The 18,398-nt window shown below is 32.7% G+C and carries 21 protein-coding genes; 6 read left to right on the top strand and 15 right to left on the bottom strand.

What is annotated here, in order from left to right:
- Nucleotides 1-27 precede the first annotated feature (27 nt).
- Together AC3QL1_RS08585 and AC3QL1_RS08580 are read left to right on the top strand one after the other, a co-directional pair.
- Nucleotides 28-1,536 carry a GH3 auxin-responsive promoter family protein gene (locus AC3QL1_RS08585; protein WP_492496784.1) on the top strand — a complete coding sequence of 503 codons (1,509 nt, stop codon included), beginning with the start codon at nt 28-30 and terminating at the stop codon, nt 1,534-1,536.
- Nucleotides 1,537-1,565: 29 nt separating this feature from the next.
- Nucleotides 1,566-2,282 carry a hypothetical protein gene (locus tag AC3QL1_RS08580; protein ID WP_492496783.1) on the top strand — a complete coding sequence of 239 codons (717 nt, stop codon included), beginning with the start codon at nt 1,566-1,568 and terminating at the stop codon, nt 2,280-2,282.
- A 247-nt stretch (nt 2,283-2,529) separates the two neighbouring features.
- Here the strand turns inward: AC3QL1_RS08580 and serB are convergent, their stop codons facing one another.
- From serB to AC3QL1_RS08545, 7 genes are all read right to left on the bottom strand, one after another.
- Nucleotides 2,530-3,759 (bottom strand): phosphoserine phosphatase SerB, encoded by a 1,230-nt coding sequence (gene serB / locus AC3QL1_RS08575; protein WP_492496782.1) that lies wholly within the window; start codon nt 3,757-3,759, stop codon nt 2,530-2,532.
- 285 nt (nt 3,760-4,044) lie between these two features.
- Nucleotides 4,045-4,494: a VOC family protein gene (locus AC3QL1_RS08570; RefSeq protein WP_492496780.1), complete on the bottom strand. Its 450-nt coding sequence runs from the start codon at nt 4,492-4,494 to the stop codon at nt 4,045-4,047.
- Nucleotides 4,495-4,617: 123 nt separating this feature from the next.
- On the bottom strand, nt 4,618-5,055 hold the full coding sequence (locus tag AC3QL1_RS08565; protein ID WP_492496779.1) for an SRPBCC domain-containing protein: 438 nt from the start codon (nt 5,053-5,055) through the stop codon (nt 4,618-4,620).
- A gap of 2 nt (nt 5,056-5,057) precedes the next feature.
- Nucleotides 5,058-5,474, bottom strand: a complete 417-nt coding sequence (locus AC3QL1_RS08560; protein WP_492496777.1) for a VOC family protein — start codon at nt 5,472-5,474, stop codon at nt 5,058-5,060.
- Nucleotides 5,475-5,615: 141 nt separating this feature from the next.
- Entirely contained in the window at nt 5,616-6,020 is a 405-nt protein-coding gene (locus AC3QL1_RS08555; RefSeq protein ID WP_492496776.1) for an SRPBCC family protein, read from the bottom strand.
- Between the two features lie 20 nt (nt 6,021-6,040).
- On the bottom strand, nt 6,041-6,451 hold the full coding sequence (locus tag AC3QL1_RS08550; RefSeq protein ID WP_492496775.1) for an SRPBCC domain-containing protein: 411 nt from the start codon (nt 6,449-6,451) through the stop codon (nt 6,041-6,043).
- A 35-nt stretch (nt 6,452-6,486) separates the two neighbouring features.
- Nucleotides 6,487-6,897 carry a VOC family protein gene (locus AC3QL1_RS08545; RefSeq protein WP_492496774.1) on the bottom strand — a complete coding sequence of 137 codons (411 nt, stop codon included), beginning with the start codon at nt 6,895-6,897 and terminating at the stop codon, nt 6,487-6,489.
- A gap of 140 nt (nt 6,898-7,037) precedes the next feature.
- On the opposite strand from AC3QL1_RS08545, the gene AC3QL1_RS08540 reads away from it, so the two are divergent.
- The gene (locus AC3QL1_RS08540; RefSeq protein ID WP_492496773.1) at nt 7,038-8,003 is read left to right on the top strand and encodes a GlxA family transcriptional regulator; all 966 of its coding nucleotides are present in this window, start codon (nt 7,038-7,040) and stop codon (nt 8,001-8,003) included.
- A gap of 985 nt (nt 8,004-8,988) precedes the next feature.
- Here AC3QL1_RS08540 and AC3QL1_RS08535 read toward each other — a convergent pair.
- The 8 genes from AC3QL1_RS08535 to AC3QL1_RS08500 all read right to left on the bottom strand — a co-directional run bounded on the left by AC3QL1_RS08535 (nt 8,989) and on the right by AC3QL1_RS08500 (nt 15,788).
- A complete protein-coding gene (locus tag AC3QL1_RS08535; protein WP_492496771.1) occupies nt 8,989-9,594 on the bottom strand; it encodes a hypothetical protein in 606 nt (201 codons plus the stop codon).
- Between the two features lie 192 nt (nt 9,595-9,786).
- On the bottom strand, nt 9,787-9,945 hold the full coding sequence (locus tag AC3QL1_RS08530) for a hypothetical protein (protein WP_492496769.1): 159 nt from the start codon (nt 9,943-9,945) through the stop codon (nt 9,787-9,789).
- 200 nt (nt 9,946-10,145) lie between these two features.
- Nucleotides 10,146-11,378 carry an ATP-dependent Clp protease ATP-binding subunit ClpX gene (clpX, locus tag AC3QL1_RS08525; RefSeq protein WP_492496767.1) on the bottom strand — a complete coding sequence of 411 codons (1,233 nt, stop codon included), beginning with the start codon at nt 11,376-11,378 and terminating at the stop codon, nt 10,146-10,148.
- Nucleotides 11,379-11,542: 164 nt separating this feature from the next.
- A complete protein-coding gene (clpP, locus tag AC3QL1_RS08520) occupies nt 11,543-12,217 on the bottom strand; it encodes an ATP-dependent Clp endopeptidase proteolytic subunit ClpP (protein WP_492496765.1) in 675 nt (224 codons plus the stop codon).
- Between the two features lie 233 nt (nt 12,218-12,450).
- The gene (locus AC3QL1_RS08515; RefSeq protein ID WP_492496764.1) at nt 12,451-13,773 is read right to left on the bottom strand and encodes a trigger factor; all 1,323 of its coding nucleotides are present in this window, start codon (nt 13,771-13,773) and stop codon (nt 12,451-12,453) included.
- Between the two features lie 116 nt (nt 13,774-13,889).
- A complete protein-coding gene (locus tag AC3QL1_RS08510) occupies nt 13,890-14,234 on the bottom strand; it encodes a phage holin family protein (protein WP_264536282.1) in 345 nt (114 codons plus the stop codon).
- 52 nt (nt 14,235-14,286) lie between these two features.
- On the bottom strand, nt 14,287-15,051 hold the full coding sequence (locus AC3QL1_RS08505; RefSeq protein WP_492496762.1) for an alpha/beta fold hydrolase: 765 nt from the start codon (nt 15,049-15,051) through the stop codon (nt 14,287-14,289).
- Between the two features lie 23 nt (nt 15,052-15,074).
- On the bottom strand, nt 15,075-15,788 hold the full coding sequence (locus AC3QL1_RS08500) for a pyridoxine 5'-phosphate synthase (protein ID WP_492496761.1): 714 nt from the start codon (nt 15,786-15,788) through the stop codon (nt 15,075-15,077).
- 116 nt (nt 15,789-15,904) lie between these two features.
- On the opposite strand from AC3QL1_RS08500, the gene AC3QL1_RS08495 reads away from it, so the two are divergent.
- From AC3QL1_RS08495 to porG, 3 genes are all read left to right on the top strand, one after another.
- Entirely contained in the window at nt 15,905-16,564 is a 660-nt protein-coding gene (locus tag AC3QL1_RS08495) for a CBS domain-containing protein (RefSeq protein ID WP_492496759.1), read from the top strand.
- An 87-nt stretch (nt 16,565-16,651) separates the two neighbouring features.
- Nucleotides 16,652-17,539 carry an NAD kinase gene (locus tag AC3QL1_RS08490; RefSeq protein WP_492496757.1) on the top strand — a complete coding sequence of 296 codons (888 nt, stop codon included), beginning with the start codon at nt 16,652-16,654 and terminating at the stop codon, nt 17,537-17,539.
- A gap of 173 nt (nt 17,540-17,712) precedes the next feature.
- The gene (porG, locus tag AC3QL1_RS08485; protein WP_492496756.1) at nt 17,713-18,396 is read left to right on the top strand and encodes a type IX secretion system protein PorG; all 684 of its coding nucleotides are present in this window, start codon (nt 17,713-17,715) and stop codon (nt 18,394-18,396) included.
- The last annotated feature ends 2 nt before the right edge of the window (nt 18,397-18,398 follow it).

Genomic DNA, 18,398 nt, shown 5'->3' with positions numbered 1-18,398 from the left:
TCAGTAATCTAAAATTCAAAATTATCCATGCCAATTTCAATCATAAACTCCTTTGCTTCCTGGGTTCTTAAACAAAGAATTCACCAAATTGAACTTTTTCTAAAATATCCGAATGAAGTTCAGGAGGAATTGTTGCATAATTTATTGATGGCATCTGAAAATACGGTATTTGGAAAACAGTATGATTTTGCTTCGATTAGTTCGTATCAAACTTTTGCAGAAAGGGTTCCTATTGCAAGTTATGAAGAATTACAGCCGTTAATTGAACGTACACGTCAGGGTGAACAAGGTGTTTTTTGGGAAACTCCAATAAAATGGTTTGCAAAATCAAGCGGAACAACAAATGCAAAAAGTAAATTTATTCCCGTTAGTAATGAAGCTCTTGAAGATTGTCATTATAAAGGAAGTAAAGATTTACTTTGTTTGTATTTGAATAATAATGAAGACTCTGAATTGTTTTTGGGAAAAAGTCTTCGCTTAGGTGGAAGTTCTCAGATTTACGAAAACAACAATACTTATTTTGGAGATTTATCGGCCATTTTGATTGAAAACATGCCTATTTGGGCTGAATTCAGTAGTACTCCAAGCAATAAAACTTCGTTGATGAGCGAATGGGAAGCTAAAATTGCTGCCATTATAAACGAAACGAAGGTTGAAAATGTAACCAGTTTTGCGGGAGTTCCGTCCTGGATGCTGGTTTTAATGAATAAGGTTTTAGAAAATACAGGCAAGGAAAGTCTTTTGGAAATCTGGCCAAATTTGGAAGTTTATTTTCATGGCGGTGTGAGTTTTTCTCCTTATAAAGAACAGTACAAGAAAATTTTACCCAGCAAGGATTTTAAATATTACGAAATATACAATGCTTCTGAAGGCTTTTTTGCAATTCAGGATTTGAATAATTCAAGTGATTTATTACTAATGCTGGATTACGGAATTTTCTATGAATTTATTCCGATGGATACTTTTGACACTCCAAACCAAAAAGTAATTCGTCTGGCCGATGTTGAACTGAATAAAAATTATGCTATTGTAATTACGACAAATTCCGGTTTATGGCGCTATTTGATTGGCGACACTATTCGTTTTACATCATTAAATCCATACAGAATCAGAGTTACAGGAAGAACCAAACACCATATTAATGTTTTTGGTGAAGAATTAATGGTCGAAAATACAGATCAGGCTATTGCAAAAGCATGTCAGATTACGCAAACGGAAGTTATCGATTATACCGTTGCTCCGATTTTCATGCAGGACAAAGAAAAAGGCGCTCACGAATGGATGATTGAATTCAAGAAAAAACCGGCTGATGTGGGTCTTTTCCAAAAAGTTCTGGACGAAACTTTACAAACGCTAAACTCTGATTACGAAGCCAAACGCTACAACAATATGACGTTAAATCCTTTGGTGATTAATGTGGCTCGTGAAAACTTATTTTATGATTGGCTTAAAGAACGCGACAAATTAGGCGGACAGCATAAAATCCCGAGACTTTCGAACCAGAGAGATTATTTGGAACAGCTGAAGGAGATGTAAAATTATCTATACAATAGTAACCAATCAGAATGAAATTCGAAAAAATAGAAAACTCAGCATTTCTTCCATTTTACACAAATGAATTATGGGCAATCTCTAAGTCTATTGTTAGTTTGGGAAATCAACTCTATAATACAGACTTATATCTTAAATATGCAAATGATAACAACACCCGTGAATTAAGTCCCACTAGTGAAACACATGAAATTATCTCTTTAATTTTAAGCCTTACGTCAAGACTTGATAAATTATTACGAGCTTCAAATAAGAGAGAAAATGAGGATGACGAAGTTTACTCTTTTAGAAAGGAGCGCTGTGACTTTCTACGAAATAATTTCTTACCGAAAAAGAAAAGAGGGCATGAAATATTTAAATCAAATATTAGAAATGCAATTGAACATTTTGACGAAAGATTAGATCTCATGTGCGCTCAAATAATTTCTCAGAATCAATCTATTAATACAAAAACACTTTTCTCCAATCAAACCATCACAAATATTAATATTTTTAATGATAGATGGGAATATATTCTGCCTTTTAAAGTTTTTGTTATAAATACAGGAGAATATTTTATGACTGATAAAAATTTTGAAAAGCAGTCAATTTTCATTTATGATATCTTAGATGAAGCAGATAAGCTTGAAAAAAAATGTTATGAATGGTCGGAAAGCAGAAAAGATATAAATGGAAATTTTGCGAAAAATCCATCTGGATTACTAAAAATCCCGCCACATCCGGTAGAATAATCCAACAGAGTGTATCTAGTTTAATTCCACTAGATCGCATAAGGGATAGAAGTGGAAATCCTTTTTGTTTTTTCTTTAAAAACAAAAAGATTGAAACGGATAGCCCGACCCGGAGGGACATGCCCATAAAAAAACCTTAATTCTGATTTGAACTAAGGTTTTATATATTATTGTCAGGCTGAGCGGAGTCGAAGCCCTTTTCAGCATGAAAGCCCTTCGACTTCGCTCAGGGTGACAGTTGTACTTTCTACATCATATCAATATAACGATCGTGATATCCTAAAAGGTATAAAACGCCATCAAGTCCTAAACTTGAAATAGAATTTGAGGCGCTTTCTTTTACTTTTGGTTTAGCGTGAAAAGCGATTCCTAAACCAGCTAAATTGATCATTGGCAAATCGTTAGCTCCATCTCCCACAGCAATTGTCTGGTTGATATGAATTCCTTCTTTTGCTGCAATAGCGGTAAGGTATTCGGCTTTTTTTAAACCATCGACAATATCACCTATATATTTACCGGTTAGTTTCCCGTCTTTAATTTCTAACTGATTGGCGTGAACGTAATCTATTCCCAGTTCTTTTTGCAGATATTCTCCAAAATAAGTGAACCCTCCCGATAAAATTGCGGTTTTGTAACCGTAGTATTTTAAGGCTTTCATTAAACGGTGCGCTCCTTTTGTTATCGGCAGGTTTTCGGCTACTTTTTGCAAAACATCTTCACTCAAACCTTCTAACAAAGCCATGCGCTGTTTGAAACTTTCGTTGAAATCAATTTCACCATTCATGGCAGATTCCGTGATGGCTTTTACCTGCTCACCTACTCCGTTTAGTTCGGCCAATTCGTCTATAACTTCAGCCTGAATTAATGTAGAATCCATATCGAAACAAACCAAACGGCGGTTTCGTCTGTAAATATTATCTTCCTGAAAAGAGATATCAACATTTAAAGTTCTGGAAATTTCCATGAAACTTGCTGTCATGACGATCTTATTTACAATTTCTCCGGTTACGGATAATTGAATGCACGAACGTGGATATTCTTCTTTTTCAACAATAGAAGTTCTGCCTGTTAATCGTATAATAGAATCGATATTCAGGTTTTGATCTGACATTATCTTAGTAACTGCTGCCAATTGTGAAGCCGCTAGTTTTTCGCCTAAAATATTGATTATATAGCGTTGTTTTGATTGGGATTTTACCCAAGTTTCGTAATCTTCTACAGAAATTGGAATAAATTTAACCTTAACTCCCAATTCGTAAGCCTTGAATAATAAGTCTTTTAACACAGGTCCTGAACTGGAACCGGCTTCTATCTCAAACAAAATCCCCAGAGAAAGTGTATCGTGAATATCGGCCTGACCAATATCCAGAATATTAGCATCATAAGTCGCCAATACAGCTGTTAAACCTGCTGTCACTCCTATTTTATCATGTCCTGAAACTTTTAATAAAATAATCTCTTTATCTTCTATTGCCATTTTATCTTTATTGATTTTAAGAAGCGACAAAAATCGACAATCTATTATTGATAAAAAAGAATAATCATTGTTTTTTTAAAGAGAAAAAACACAAATCAGTATATATTATTTAATTAATTTAACATTTAGTTTCAAGTTATCTAAAATAGTAATATACAAAAAAAGACTCCCGAAAAAAGAGTCTTTCAAAGTTGATTCGTTTTTTATCAGCCAAGAATTCACGAAATTTTTACTCAGATTAAGTATAAAAATAATTCGTGAATTCGTGGCTAAAAAAATAACTGATTACATTTTATGCTGTTCGTTTTGGTCGAAATTGACCATCCAGCTTACGCCGAATTTATCTTTAAACATTCCGAAATAAGCGCCCCAGAAAGTTTTATTCATTGGCATATAAACAGTTCCTCCAGCTGAAAGTCCGTTGAAAATCCTGTCTGCTTCTTCCGTACTTTCAACATTGATGGAAACTGAAAAATTTCCGCCAAAAGCCACATCGCCAGATTGTTCGTTGCTGTCGCTTCCCATCAAAATGGTATTTCCTATTGGCAGTGAAACGTGCATTATTCTGTTTGCATCTTTATCTGATACATCCGGACAGCTTCCGTTTTCGTCTTTTGGCATGTCTTTAAATTTTCCCATATAAGGAAATTCTCCTCCAAAAACTGATTTGTAAAATAGAAATGCTTCTTCGCAATTTCCATTAAAAATTAAATAAGGGTTTACTGATGTTGCCATGATATTTTTGTTTTTTGTTTTTTGTTTGTTAACAATATTCTTTAATCTTTAATCTTTAATCTTTAATCTTTAATCTTTAATCTTTAATCTTTAATCTATTCTCTTTAATCTATTCTCTTTCCTCTAATTCTCTGAAAGCTCCTTCACCGTTTCCAGTCCTTTTGGAAAAGCCTCTTTAAAAAAATCGATATGTTTTTCTACCACATCTACCTGCGCGACTAAATCTGTGAATTCATCGTCAGGAGTTAGTCGATATGTTTCCATAGCACCACTCCATTTTTGAGTTTCCTCATCAACAGGCAATTCTTTAAAATTTTTTATTTCTCCGATATGCTTAAAAGCCATGTATTCATTTGGAATTTTCTTTTCGATAATACTATTCATTCCTTCTCCACCAGGAGACATGAAATGTATTTTATCACCTTCCTTCCAATCACTTACTGCGTACGATCCTTCGCAAAAAGCTCCTGTCCATTTTTTATAGGTTTCATCATCCCATAAAACAGACCAAACGGTTTCTACCGGAGCTTTGATTCTGATTTTAAATTCTAATGTTTCCATATCTATTTCTGTTTAGGCATTTTACTAAAGTCCATAAATAATATATTCCAGCGATGACCATCTAAATCTGCAAAAGCGCTGCCGTACATCCATCCTTCACTTTCTGCAGGTTCGCTAAAAATAGTTCCACCGGCTTGTCTTACCTTTTCTGTTAGTTGATCAACTTCTTCTCTGCTTTCTGCATCAAACGAAATTAAAATCTCTGAACTTGATTTTGTATCTGTCAGTTTGTTTTGAGAAAAACTGGCAAACAAAGATTCTTCAAAAAGCATTACTGCAAATTTTCCTTCGCCAACAATCATACAAGTTGAACTTAGCGTATCGTGCTTTTCATTAAAAGAGAAACCTATTTTTGAGAAAAAAGCTTTTGATTTTGCCACCTCTTTTACCGGCAAATTCAGCCAAATTTGTTTTGTCATAGTTTTAATTTTTTAAACCATATAAGTGATATAAGAAAATTTAAGCGGAATTTTTTTTTGCCGCGAAGACACTAAGTCGCAAAGTTTTTCCATATTTCAAAACTTTGAACCTTTGTCACTCTGAACCTTTGAACCTAAAAACTAATTAGTTTCTACATAACTTTTAAAATTATCCAAAATTGCCTGCCAGCCGCCGCGTTGCATTTCTTCCGGATTTTGTGTTTCAGGATCAAAACTTTCAATTACTTCTACTCCGTTTGGAGTTTCTTTAAAGCTAATTTCGACCTTTCTTCCATCTGCCATTACATATTCAATGGCCTTATTATTTTCTACCAAAGTATATTCTCCTTCAAAATCAAAACTCATGCTTCCGTCTTTTGCGGCCATTGTCGATTTGAATTTACCGCCTTCTCTTAAATCATTTTCTGCAAAAGGTGTATGCCAATCCGGAGAAGCAAAACTCCATTTTGTAATATGTTCCGGCAAACTCCAGAATTTCCAAACTTTATCTATTGAGGCGTTTATTGTGTTTTTTACTGTTATCATTTTATATTTTGTTTTATGAATTATTGGTTAAAATTTTCGACATAGTTTTTAAAATTTTGAATAATGGCAGTACAAAACTCTTTTTGCATACTTTCATCATTTTTGGTTTCAGGTTCAAATGTTTCTGTCAGTATAACCTGGTTATCCTTTTTTTCGAAACGCACATTTGCAGTTCTGTTATCAAAAAGCTTATATTCTATCAATGAAAATTTTTCAATTTTAGTATATATGCCTTCAAAATCAAATCCTTCCTTTCCATCTTTGGTTCCCATTGTAAATTTAAATTTTCCGCCCGCCTTCAAATCATTTTCTACAAATGGAGTATGCCAATCCGAAAAAGGATTATTCCAATTCATAATATGTTCCGGCAAGGTCCACAGATCCCAAACCTTTTCTATTGATGCATTAATTGTATTTTGGACTTGTACCATTATCTCATTATTTAAATTCTGTTTATAAATAAATTCTAGCTCATTTGCGGAATCTGACTTTCATCCATAAAGAAAATTTCCCAATGATGCCCGTCTATATCCAGAAAATTACCCTGATACATCCAGCCATAATCCTTTTTCTCCATATGTTCTGTTCCTCCGGCTTTAACCACTTTTTCAATCATTTCATCTACTTTCTCACGAGTTTCAACTGATATTGAAATAATAACTTCGCTCGTCGTTGTAGTATCACAAATTTGTTTGTTGGTAAAGGTTTTATAAAATTCTTCAACAAGAAGCATCACATTTATATTTTCGCCTATAATCAAACATGTTCCTTTTTCATTTGTAAATTTTGGATTGAACGAAAATCCTAATTGGGTAAAAAATGCTATCGACTGATTTAAATCTTTTACAGGAAGATTTAGGAATATTTTTGTTTGCATGATCTCTTAAATTATAATTATATAAACAAATTTAGAATATTACAATTCACAAAACCATACATTAAAAGTCAACTTTAGGGTCATTTAAGACAAAATAATTACATTTGTTTCGAAGTAACTTTTCCAAAAACCACGAAACCATGAGTAAAAAAATAGCTTTAATTGTACCGCACGACTATAAATTATTGAGTATAGCAGCGATTTTAGAAGTTTTTGAAACGGCTAATAAATTAGTAAAAGGCTTGCAAAAACCATTTGAAATAATGGTTTTTCAATCGGCAGAACAGATAATTCAAAAGCAGTTATTCGGTTATGACGTAAATTCAATTGAAGATTCTGATATAAATTTAGAATTGATTTTGATTCCTGCTTTTACAACCGATAATATGAGTGAGATGATTGCGAAGAACCGAAAATTTATTCCCTGGTTACAAAAACAACATCAGGCTGGAGCTGAATTGGCCAGTTTTTGTACCGGTGCGTTTTTGTTTGCAGCTTCAGGTTTATTAAACGAAAAACTGGCTACTACACATGTTGATGCCTGCAGCGCGTTTACAAAAGCTTTCCCTTTGGTGAAATTAAAATCGGAAGAAACTTTAACAGCAGATGGCAGTTTATATACAAGTGGTGGTTCGACTTCGAGTTTTCATTTGTTGATTCTTTTGGTTCAGAAATATTGCGGAAATGAAATCGCCGTGCAAATTGCCAAGATTTTTTCTATTGATTTAAACCGATACAAACAAAGTTATTTCAGCACTTTCAGACCGAATCATTTACACAATGACACTTTGGTTGCAATGCTTCAGCAAAAAATCGAAAGCCAATATCATTCTATTGAAAAATTAGAAGAAATCACGAAAGATATTCCCACAAGTGCCAGAAACATGACACGAAGATTCAAACAAGTTACCGGAATTCCGCCAATTGAATATTTGCAAAATATACGTGTAGAAAGTTCTAAAAAATATCTGGAACAAACACAGCTTTCAATTTCTGAAATTATCGAAAAAACCGGTTATAATGATCCCAAAGCTTTTAGGAAAGTATTTTATAAAATGGTGGGTATGAAACCTATTGAATATCGGGAGAAATTTAGGGTTCAGTAATTTTTTTCAGGAGAACAACAAGAAACTAGGCATGACAAATAGTAGTAGCAAGTTTTTCTGAAATGTTTTTAAAGCTTTCTTCGGTGAGAAAAAACATAATTCCATAAAAAAGCCTGCTCAAATAAATGAACAGGTTAAAGTGAACTTTGTTTAGTTATTTAACTAGAAGTGTATCTTTCTTGATTTTATGAAATAAAAAATAGTGCCAATTATCAGAATTGGTAAAACAAAATAGTAATAACTCACAAAATGATAAGTTCCATTATAGGTAGCTAAATAAAAAGAATTCGAAAGGTATAAATAGACAAACAATAAAAGACAGATTATCACAAAGGTTAGATAGTTTCGAGTTATTGGTTTTAATTTCAGATATAAATTGGGCGCTAATAAAAACAATAAACGCTTCGAATAATATCTATCCGATGATTCCGCAACTCTTCTTTTTAATTTTTCTACTAAAACTTTCCTGAGATAAAAAAGAGAACCAATAATATAAAAAACAGGAACAAAAAAGACATAACTTATATGATAATAAGTGTCGTACAAATTAATGGTATAATAATATTGATTAAAATACAAATAGATAAACGACAAGATGCAGATTATCAAGAAAATCAAATAGTTTCTAGTTAATATTTTCATATGTTTTCATTATTAAAAAAAGCATTATACATTTTAAAATGACCTAAATATATTCCTTGAAAACTAATATCGTCGATAACAATATGAATTAGTGTTGTCGGGAATTTTTGATGCAACATTTTTTTTTCAATGATCGCCATTATGTCTAAAATCAAATCTTTCATTTTCTAGTGTCTTTATTTTCGCTATCTAATTCATTTATTCTTGATTGTGAAAATAAGGACTAGCTGAATGTCTCATTGTTGTAACTACATAAGGAATTAAAATATATTACAAATAAAAGACTACATATTCTTATTTCCGCCAAATTATCAAAGATTAAACTGTTAATTGTATAGTTGCGCTAATTAATAACATTAGGGTCTGAGTAAGTTTTAACTGTTTTCCATTTTCCATTTACTTTCTCCATCAATATTGTTCTAGGACTCTCCCCGGTATGACCTCCAATAATATAAGGCGAATAGAAAAATAAGGCATATTTATTATTACTTACTATTGGTTTTGAAATCATTAAACCCTCACCTGCAGCATATTTGCTGAACTCGGAAGTAACAAGGTCTTCTTTAATATTTAAAATCGTAAAATCTTTGTGAGCGAAATTTTTCCTGCTAAAATCTTTTTTGTTCCAATGATAAACTACAGTATCCATTTTATATTTGTTTTTTAGATTTATAATCTCAATTGAATCTATTGGCCAAATATAAGGACCGTGCCCATTAGGTTTAATTCTTACCAAATGGGTTGCTAAACTAATGTTTCTATCCTGATAAGCTTTTTCGTAATACTCTAAAGCAAGTATACGGGATGGTGCTTCTTCTACAACTATATTGTAGTAATTTTTTAAATCTGCTTGTTCTTTTATAAAATCATTTATAACCTTTTTTTCGACACTTTGCGAAGCGCAAGAAATAAATAGCAAACTAAATAAGCAGTATATATAATTTTTCATAATTAATAATTTAATTATTACAGGATTTGCCTTTTGGTACATATTTTCCTTTTTCTGCATCATCGATAGTTTCATTATTATCTTCTGCTGTACGATTGTTTACTATCCTTCTTCTTTCCTCGTATGTAGGAGAATTATAATCTAAAGGATAACGATCTTTAAAAATTTGTGTGCCTCCTAAAGTTGCTAACGCTAAATCGTGATAAAAAGTTCTGCTTTTCCTGCGCTTGAAACTACAGTTCCAGTTTGGAATTCCTGCAAAGTATTTGCCATTATATCTATATAATTTTCAAACATTTGTGTATGTTGAGGATCAGTAGTTCCTTCAAAATTTTTAGAACCATATTCCATAAATAAGCAATCATACTTATCATATGCACAAATATCGCCATTAATTAGGTGGTTTTAATTTTATTAAAAACCAAATATATAAGTTTTTTATTATTAAAAAATATTTTAAGAAAAATATTATGTTAAAGTTTGTTCTAACAAAAAAAGCCTATTCATAAAATGAATAGGCTTTAAAAGATATAAAATTTTAATTAAAATATTTACGAAGCAATTTCCATTCTCTTCAATAAATTTTTATTCAAAGTATGTTTTGCGTAATCTTTATCAATTGTCAAAACTTTATCGTCTGAACTTGGTAATTCATACATCGCATCTGTTAAGATTGCTTCACATAAAGAACGCAATCCACGAGCTCCTAATTTGTATTCTAAAGCTTTATCTACAATAAAATCTAAAGCTTCATCCGTTATAGTGAATTCCACTTCATCCATCATGAATAACTTTTGATATTGTTTGATCAGAGCATTTTTTGGCTGCGTTAAAATCGCACGCAAAGTTTCTCTGTCTAAAGGATCCATATGCGTTAAAACCGGTAAACGACCAATTATCTCCGGAATCAATCCAAAATCTTTGATGTCTTTTGGAATAATATATTGCAACAAATTGTCTTTGTCGATATTGTCTACATTTTTAGAAGTAGAATAACCAACTGCCTGACGGTTTAAACGTTTTGAAATAATACGTTCTACTCCATCAAAAGCTCCACCTGCAATAAACAGGATGTTTTGAGTATTTACCTCAACAAATTTCTGGTCCGGGTGTTTACGACCTCCTTTTGGTGGTACATTAACAACTGTTCCTTCTAAAAGTTTCAATAATGCCTGTTGTACACCTTCGCCAGAAACGTCACGTGTTATCGATGGATTATCGCTCTTGCGGGCAATTTTATCAATCTCATCAATAAATACGATTCCTCTTTCTGCTTTGGTTACATCATAATCTGCAGCTTGCAGTAAACGAGTCAAAATACTTTCAACATCTTCACCAACATAACCTGCTTCTGTAAGTACGGTTGCATCAACAATTGCCAAAGGAACGTCTAACATTTTTGCGATAGTTTTAGCAACCAATGTTTTTCCTGTTCCGGTTTGACCTACCATAATGATGTTACTTTTTTCAATCTCAACTTCGTCGTCTAATTGCTGTTGCATTAAACGTTTGTAGTGATTGTAAACCGCAACTGACATTACTTTTTTTGTCTGATCCTGACCAATAACATATTGATCTAAGAAAGCTCTGATTTCTTTTGGTTTCTTTAAAACTAAATCCCCAACAAGTTTTGCGCTTCCGCTTGATTTTAATTCTTCTAATACAATTCCGTGCGCCTGCTCAATACATTTATCACAAATGTGTGCATTGATACCCGCAATTAATAAATTAGTTTCTGGCTTCTTTCTTCCACAAAACGAACATTCTAATACTACTTTAGCCATTCTTTTTTAGTTACTGAGCTGCAAAGTTACTAAGTTTCTGAGATTTTACACTAATACCTCAGAAACTTAGCAACTTATTAACTATATTTTTGTTTCCAGTTTTTGAAGTTTCAGGTTTCAGGTTAACAAAAAGCAACCTGAAACTTGAAACCTGAAACTAATTTTTAACCTCTTTTTAATACTTCATCAATCATTCCGTATTCTTTTGCTTCGTCAGCTTTCATCCAGTAATCACGCTCACTGTCTTTGTGTACTCTTTCAAAACTTTGTCCTGAATGTTGTGAAATGATGTTGTATAATTCATCTTTCAATTTCAACATTTCACGTAAGTTGATTTCCATATCTGTTGCAACACCTTGTGCTCCTCCAGATGGCTGGTGAATCATTACTCTTGAATGTGGCAAAGCAGAACGTTTTCCGGCAGCTCCCGCACATAATAAAACGGCTCCCATTGAAGCTGCCATACCTGTACAAATTGTCGCTACGTCTGGTTTGATATATTGCATTGTGTCATAAATTCCTAATCCTGCGTAAACACTTCCTCCAGGAGAATTTAGATAAATTTGAATGTCTTTTGAGGCATCAGCACTTTCTAAAAATAATAATTGCGCCTGAACGATATTTGCGATTTGATCGTCGATACCAGTTCCTAAAAAGATGATTCTGTCCATCATTAATCTTGAAAATACATCTAGTTGAGAAACATTCAACTGACGTTCTTCGATAATATATGGAGTCATGTTTGTTGGGTTCATTGCTGCTACGATTTTATCGTAGTACATTGCGTTTACTCCCTGGTGCTTTGTAGCAAATTTTTTAAATTCTTTACCGTAGTTCATATTTTATGTGTCTAAGTTTTACTTAATTTTTGGTATTATATTTTTATTTCCCACAAAGGTCATACCCTTTTCTAAAGAATGTCAATATGTCTTAGTTTTTTGTTTCAAGTTTAATTTTGTTTCAAGTTTCAAGTTCTGGAACTTCAAAAACCTGAAACTTGAAACCTGAAACAAAAAAATAAGCGTCAAAAGAAATTTCTCCTGACGCTCAAATATACTTATTTTTTTAGAAATTATTCTCCGTATGAAGCAGCAATAAATTCTTCGTAAGTTACTTCTTTAGTTGTTGGATTTGCTTTTTCTTTAAACACTTCTAACAATTTTTCAGCTACAACTTGCTCAGAAAGTCTTTTCACTTCTTCCTGGTTAGATAAAACTCTGGCAACGATTCCCTGAACTTCTTCGTCAGTTGGGTTTGTTTGTCCAAATTGAGCCATTTGCTGTCTGATTGCTTTTGTTGTAAAAGTTTTCAAATCTTCAAATGTAATTTGGATATTGCTTTGAGCCATAGCTTTTCCTTCGATTAATTGAAAACGTAATCCTTTTTCAGATCTTGCATACTCAATTTCAGCTTCTTCTGCAGAAAGTTTTTTCTCTCCAACAGTTTGTAACCATTTTTTAAGGAATTCAGCCGGTAAATCAAATTTTGTATTTTCGATTAGGAAATCCTGAACGTCTAATAATAATTTTTGATCTGCTTGCTGCGCGAATTGAGCTTCAGCATCTTCTTTAATTTTAGATTTTAAATCTTCAAGAGAAGCTACTTTTCCTTCACCAAAAAGTTTATCAAACAATTCTTGGTTTAATTCTGCCAATTCAGCACCGTTGATCGCTTCGATAGTAAAGTTTACTTCGATATCTAAACCGTGAACATCATCATGAGATACTTTTAAGTAATCCATTAATTGGTGATCATCTTCAAATAAACCTTTTGTGTTTACAGTTACAACATCACCCACTTTTTTACCGATGAATTTATCAGCAGTAGCTTTGTTGAAAGTAGACAATGAAATTGTAGTTGTATTGTTGATTCCTTTTTCTTCGTTTGAAAAAATTCCTGTCAAATCAGAATCAGCATCTACTTTATCTTGTGGAATTGCTTTTCCAAATTGTTTTTGGATACGCTCTACTTGTCCGTCGATTAATTTATCATCAGCAGTAACGATATATTTTACGATATTGTTTTTTGCTTCTAAGTCAATTTCGAAGTTTGGCACTAAACCAATTTCGTATTCAAAAGTTAGTTCTTCAGCATCCCAATCAAAGTTTTCGTTTTCTTTAGCAAGAGGAGTTCCTAAAAGATTTAGTCTTTCAGATTGAATGAAACGCTCTAAAGCCAAATCAACAACTTTTTTAACTTCTTCTTGTTTGATTGCTTTTCCGTATTGTTTTTCAACAAGATCTTTAGGTACTTGTCCTTTTCTAAAACCTTTAACAGTAGCCAAAGGCATTTTTTCGTTTATTCTTTTTGCTACCTGACCTTTGTAATCCATGTGAACAACTGTCATTACAATTGTTTCATTCACAGCGTCTGTTGCTACTCTTTTAATATCCATCTTCTTCTTTAATTTACGTAATAAAATTGGGTTGCAAAATTATAAAATTTTTGCAACCCAGCCAAGTTTTTAATCTATTGTATTTGAAGACGTTTAAACGTCATTCGTATTTTGATCTATTTGTCGTCTCCCAAAATTTTGTAAGTAATAGACTGAAGGATCGATAATATAACGCTAAATATTAACGCCGTCCAAAAAGAATCTACTGCAAAACCTCCTACTATATTGGTACATAACAAAATAATGATTGCGTTTATAACCAGCAAAAATAATCCTAAAGTAACTACTGTTACCGGCAAAGTCAGAATAACTAATATTGGTTTGATAAAAAGATTAAGCAATCCTAAAACCACTGCAACAATTACAGCTGTACCAAAACTTGCTACATGAACGCCTGTTAAAAGATTTGCAAGTAATAAAACCAAGGCTGCAGTAACAAGAAGTCTAAGTAATAATTTCATATTTTTCTAAATTTAAATTTTAATAAAAGTAATAAAAATTTTATCAAAATGATTACTCTTTAAGAAACGCAGTTGTCAGTTCAAAAAACATTTTAGGATTTTCGGAATGAAGCCAATGTCCGGCATTTGGAATTGTTTCTACCTTTAAATCCGGAAAATGCGTGCGAATCTGATCGATATCAGCATCCTGAACATAACCTGAATTTCCTCCGCGAATAAACAAAGTTGGCTTTTCAAAAACCAAATCATCCGGCAAAGCTTTTCCTATGGCATCAAGATTATTATTAAAAACTTCAAGATTAAATCGAAAGGCTAATTGTCCCGGTTCTTTCCAATAAAGATTTTTTAATAAAAACTGACGCGTTCCAAAATCAGAAACATATTGCGATACAATTTCTTCAACATCGTTTCGACTTGGTTTAACCGAAAAATCAACCGCGTTTAAACCTGCCAAAATATCCTGATGATGCTGTTTGTAAAATTTCGGACCAATATCTGCCACGATCAATTTGTCTACAATTTCAGGATGTGTAGTTGCAAAAAGCATCGCTACTTTCCCGCCCATTGAGTGTCCTAAAATATCTATTTTGTTTAATTGATTGGCCTGACAATATTCAAATACATCCTGAACCATGGCTTCGTAACTCCATTCATCTGAATGAAAACTGCGTCCGTGGTTTCGTAAATCTAAAATATGTACCTGAAATCCTGCTTCTACATATTGTCCGGCAAGTGTTTTCCAGTTATCAGACATTCCAAGAAATCCGTGCATGATAATGAATGGTTTTCCTTCGCCTTCTATTTTTGAGTATAACATATTACAATTTTAAGTTTGAAGAATTACTTCAATTTATTTAAATACATATTCACAACATTATCCAAACCGAGATAAAGCGCTTCAGAAATCAAAGCATGTCCAATTGAAACTTCTAATAATCCCGGAATATTTTGTTTGAAGAACTGAATATTATCTAAACTTAAATCATGTCCGGCATTGATTCCCAAACCTAATTCGTTTGCCAATTCCGCAGCTTTAACATAAGGATCAATTCCGTTTTTATTTCCTAAACTATATTGGTGCGCAAATGCTTCTGTGTATAATTCGATTCTGTCAGTTCCTGTTTTTTTTGCTCCTTCGATCATTTCATTAATCGGATCCACAAAAATCGAAGTTCTGATTCCGTTACGTTGAAATTCCTGAATCACTTCTGTTAAATAATCTTGATTTTTTATTGTATCCCAGCCTGCCGAAGATGTTATGGCACCAATTGCATCCGGAACCAAAGTAACCTGAGTTGGTTTACATTCTAAAACCAAATCAATAAAATTATGCTGCGGATTTCCTTCAATATTATATTCTGTATAAACAATGGGTTTTAAATCCCGCGCATCCTGATAACGAATATGGCGCTCATCCGGACGTGGATGAATGGTAATTCCTTGTCCGCCAAAACGCTGAATATCGGCTGCGACTTTCAATAAATCAGGAACATTTCCGCCACGTGCATTACGTAAGGTTGCAATTTTATTGATATTTACACTTAACTTTGTCATATAAATAGATAATTAATTCTAGTAACACTATATTTGTTACGACAAAAATACAAAGTAAAACGTAGCGGTTTTTGCTATTTTTTGATTATTTTGCATCAAATATCCTCAACTGATTTATGACAGAAATTACAAACTATATCACAAACGATTTTCGAGCAATTGATAGCCAGGAGACGATAGCATCGGTTCAGGACTTTTTTGCTGATTTGAATTTTTCGCATTTTCCAATTTTGGAAAACGGTATTTTCATTGGAAGTATTGCTTCTGATGATGTCGAAACTTTTGACGCAGATAAAAAAGCAATTGATTACAAATATACTTTAGAACGTTTTTTTGCCAGAAAATCGATGATGTGGCTGGACGTTTTAGAAGTTTTTGCAAAAAATCATACCAATACAGTTCCTGTTATTGATGAAAACAACCTTTATATAGGTTATTATGAAATGGAAGATATCATGAAATTTTTTCAGGAAACTCCATTTTTAAAAGAACAAGGCGGCATTATCATTGTTCAAAAAGGTCTTTTGGATTATTCTATGGGACAAGTAACGCAGATTGTTGAAAGCAATAACGGGAAAATTTTAGGCTGTTTTGTTTCTGAAGCTGATTTGGAAAATGTTCAGATTACAGTAAAAATTGGCGTTGGGCCAATGAATGAAATCATTCAGACTTTTAGACGATACAATTACGAAATCATTTCAGAACATCAAGAAGATGCTTATATAAATAGTTTAAAAGAACGTTCTGATTATTTAGACAAGTACCTTAATATATAGTTTTGTTGTTGAATCGGTTAATTGTTTAATCGTTTTGACGGAAAAATTAACGATTAAACAATTAAACAAAAATCGATTAAACACCAGATGAAAGTAGCTATTTACGGACAGTATTACCAAAACAGTACGGAACCTATTATTAAGGACATATTTTTGTTTTTTAACACCAATGGTGTTGAAATGGTGATAGAAGAAAACTTCCTAAAAATGCTTCATGAAAAGGAACTTGTAAAAAAAGAATATAAAACTTTTTCATCAACAACTTCTTTAGACAATAGTTTTGAAATGCTAATCAGTATTGGCGGTGACGGAACTATTTTAAGAGCTGCTACTTTAGTTCGTAATTCTGGCGTGCCTATTTTAGGAATTAATGCCGGAAGACTTGGCTTTTTGGCTACGGTACAAAAAGAAAATATCGACAGTTTTTTGCAGTTTGTAATTGATAAAAACTACACTACTTCTGAAAGAACATTGTTAAGTTTAACCTGCGAGCCAAAAAATGATGCGATCGAAGACGACTTAAATTTTGCCATGAATGAGGTTACGGTAAGCAGAAAAGACACCACTTCGATGATTACGGTCGAAACTTACCTTAATAATGAATATTTAAATTCATATTGGGCAGACGGCCTGATTATTTCAACACCAACAGGTTCAACAGGATATTCATTAAGTTGTGGCGGCCCTTTACTAACGCCAGATGTTAAAAGTTTAGTAATTACTCCTATTGCACCACATAATTTAACAGCAAGACCACTTGTTATTCCAGATGATACTGAAATTAAGCTTCGTGTCTCCGGAAGAGAAGATCAGTATTTGGTTTCCTTAGATTCCAGAATCGCTTCTGTAAAAAATGAATCGGTTTTAACAATCAAAAAAACAGGCTTTAAAATAAAAATGGTAGAGATTCCTGGTGAAACTTTCCTGAAAACCTTAAGAAATAAGCTGCTTTGGGGAGAAGACAAAAGGAATTAAGTCTTTTTCTGACTCGCTACTATACGATAATACCACTTTTTCTCGTTCTGCATGTATCGAATCCTCATTAAATGTCTCAAAATCATATTGCAAATTGAAAAAAAAGCACATTTAATTAAACAGACGTTGATTCGTATCGATAATTATTATATTTGCACGCAATTCTGAATTAAATGAAGAAAATTTTTAATTTATTGTTATGTTTTTTTCCCTTTATCACACTAAATGCTCAGATCAATGAGATTGGTGTTTTTCTTGGTGGAAGCAACTTTGTAGGTGATGTTGGTAAAACAAATTATATTGCTCCTGAAAAGCTGGCTTTTGGCGTTTTGTATAAATGGAACAGAAGCCCGCGACATTCGTATCGCTTTTCGTATACACAATCTACCATTGCAGGAAATGATCTTGAATCAGAAGAAACAGGGCGAAGCAGCAGAGGCTATAAATTTGAAAACAATGTAAAAGAACTTTCTGCCGGTTTAGAATTTAATTTTTTCGATTTTAATCTTCATGATTATCATCCAAAAGTTACTCCTTATATATATTCAGGATTAAGTTACTTTATGTACGACGAATTATATATTTCGGGAGGACAAACCAGAAAAGAAAAAAATTCGAGCTCAATTGCTATTCCTATAACGTTAGGAATAAAATCGAATGTAGCGCCTAATTGGGTTTTAGGTGTTGAAGCCGGAGCCCGTTATACTTTTACGGACGATATAGACGGAAGTAATCCTAGCAATGATGCTTTATCATCTTTGCGATTTGGAAATTTAAATAATAATGATTGGTATGTCTTTACAGGTGTTACTTTAACGTATACCTTTGGACAAAAACCTTGCTATTGCGCAGAATAATA

It is taken from the genome of Flavobacterium sp. GW823-FHT04A11 (genome assembly GCF_058796535.1).
Note: the sequence above shows the minus strand (reverse complement) of the source record. Positions and strands in the feature narration are given on the sequence as shown.

What these genes read in the sequence shown, in the direction of transcription:
- AC3QL1_RS08560 (WP_492496777.1), bottom strand. Translation starts at nt 5,474, where the DNA reads ATGACAAAACAAATTTGGCTGAATTTGCCGGTAAAAGAGGTGGCAAAA.
- porG (WP_492496756.1), top strand. Translation starts at nt 17,713, where the DNA reads ATGAAGAAAATTTTTAATTTATTGTTATGTTTTTTTCCCTTTATCACA.
- AC3QL1_RS08580 (WP_492496783.1), top strand. Translation starts at nt 1,566, where the DNA reads ATGAAATTCGAAAAAATAGAAAACTCAGCATTTCTTCCATTTTACACA.
- AC3QL1_RS08570 (WP_492496780.1), bottom strand. Translation starts at nt 4,494, where the DNA reads ATGGCAACATCAGTAAACCCTTATTTAATTTTTAATGGAAATTGCGAA.
- AC3QL1_RS08530 (WP_492496769.1), bottom strand. Translation starts at nt 9,945, where the DNA reads ATGGAATATGGTTCTAAAAATTTTGAAGGAACTACTGATCCTCAACAT.
- AC3QL1_RS08515 (WP_492496764.1), bottom strand. Translation starts at nt 13,773, where the DNA reads ATGGATATTAAAAGAGTAGCAACAGACGCTGTGAATGAAACAATTGTA.
- AC3QL1_RS08565 (WP_492496779.1), bottom strand. Translation starts at nt 5,055, where the DNA reads ATGGAAACATTAGAATTTAAAATCAGAATCAAAGCTCCGGTAGAAACC.
- clpX (WP_492496767.1), bottom strand. Translation starts at nt 11,378, where the DNA reads ATGGCTAAAGTAGTATTAGAATGTTCGTTTTGTGGAAGAAAGAAGCCA.
- AC3QL1_RS08505 (WP_492496762.1), bottom strand. Translation starts at nt 15,051, where the DNA reads ATGTTATACTCAAAAATAGAAGGCGAAGGAAAACCATTCATTATCATG.
- clpP (WP_492496765.1), bottom strand. Translation starts at nt 12,217, where the DNA reads ATGAACTACGGTAAAGAATTTAAAAAATTTGCTACAAAGCACCAGGGA.
- AC3QL1_RS08540 (WP_492496773.1), top strand. Translation starts at nt 7,038, where the DNA reads ATGAGTAAAAAAATAGCTTTAATTGTACCGCACGACTATAAATTATTG.
- AC3QL1_RS08585 (WP_492496784.1), top strand. Translation starts at nt 28, where the DNA reads ATGCCAATTTCAATCATAAACTCCTTTGCTTCCTGGGTTCTTAAACAA.
- AC3QL1_RS08510 (WP_264536282.1), bottom strand. Translation starts at nt 14,234, where the DNA reads ATGAAATTATTACTTAGACTTCTTGTTACTGCAGCCTTGGTTTTATTA.
- serB (WP_492496782.1), bottom strand. Translation starts at nt 3,759, where the DNA reads ATGGCAATAGAAGATAAAGAGATTATTTTATTAAAAGTTTCAGGACAT.
- AC3QL1_RS08550 (WP_492496775.1), bottom strand. Translation starts at nt 6,451, where the DNA reads ATGGTACAAGTCCAAAATACAATTAATGCATCAATAGAAAAGGTTTGG.
- AC3QL1_RS08545 (WP_492496774.1), bottom strand. Translation starts at nt 6,897, where the DNA reads ATGCAAACAAAAATATTCCTAAATCTTCCTGTAAAAGATTTAAATCAG.
- AC3QL1_RS08555 (WP_492496776.1), bottom strand. Translation starts at nt 6,020, where the DNA reads ATGATAACAGTAAAAAACACAATAAACGCCTCAATAGATAAAGTTTGG.
- AC3QL1_RS08490 (WP_492496757.1), top strand. Translation starts at nt 16,652, where the DNA reads ATGAAAGTAGCTATTTACGGACAGTATTACCAAAACAGTACGGAACCT.
- AC3QL1_RS08495 (WP_492496759.1), top strand. Translation starts at nt 15,905, where the DNA reads ATGACAGAAATTACAAACTATATCACAAACGATTTTCGAGCAATTGAT.
- AC3QL1_RS08535 (WP_492496771.1), bottom strand. Translation starts at nt 9,594, where the DNA reads ATGAAAAATTATATATACTGCTTATTTAGTTTGCTATTTATTTCTTGC.
- AC3QL1_RS08500 (WP_492496761.1), bottom strand. Translation starts at nt 15,788, where the DNA reads ATGACAAAGTTAAGTGTAAATATCAATAAAATTGCAACCTTACGTAAT.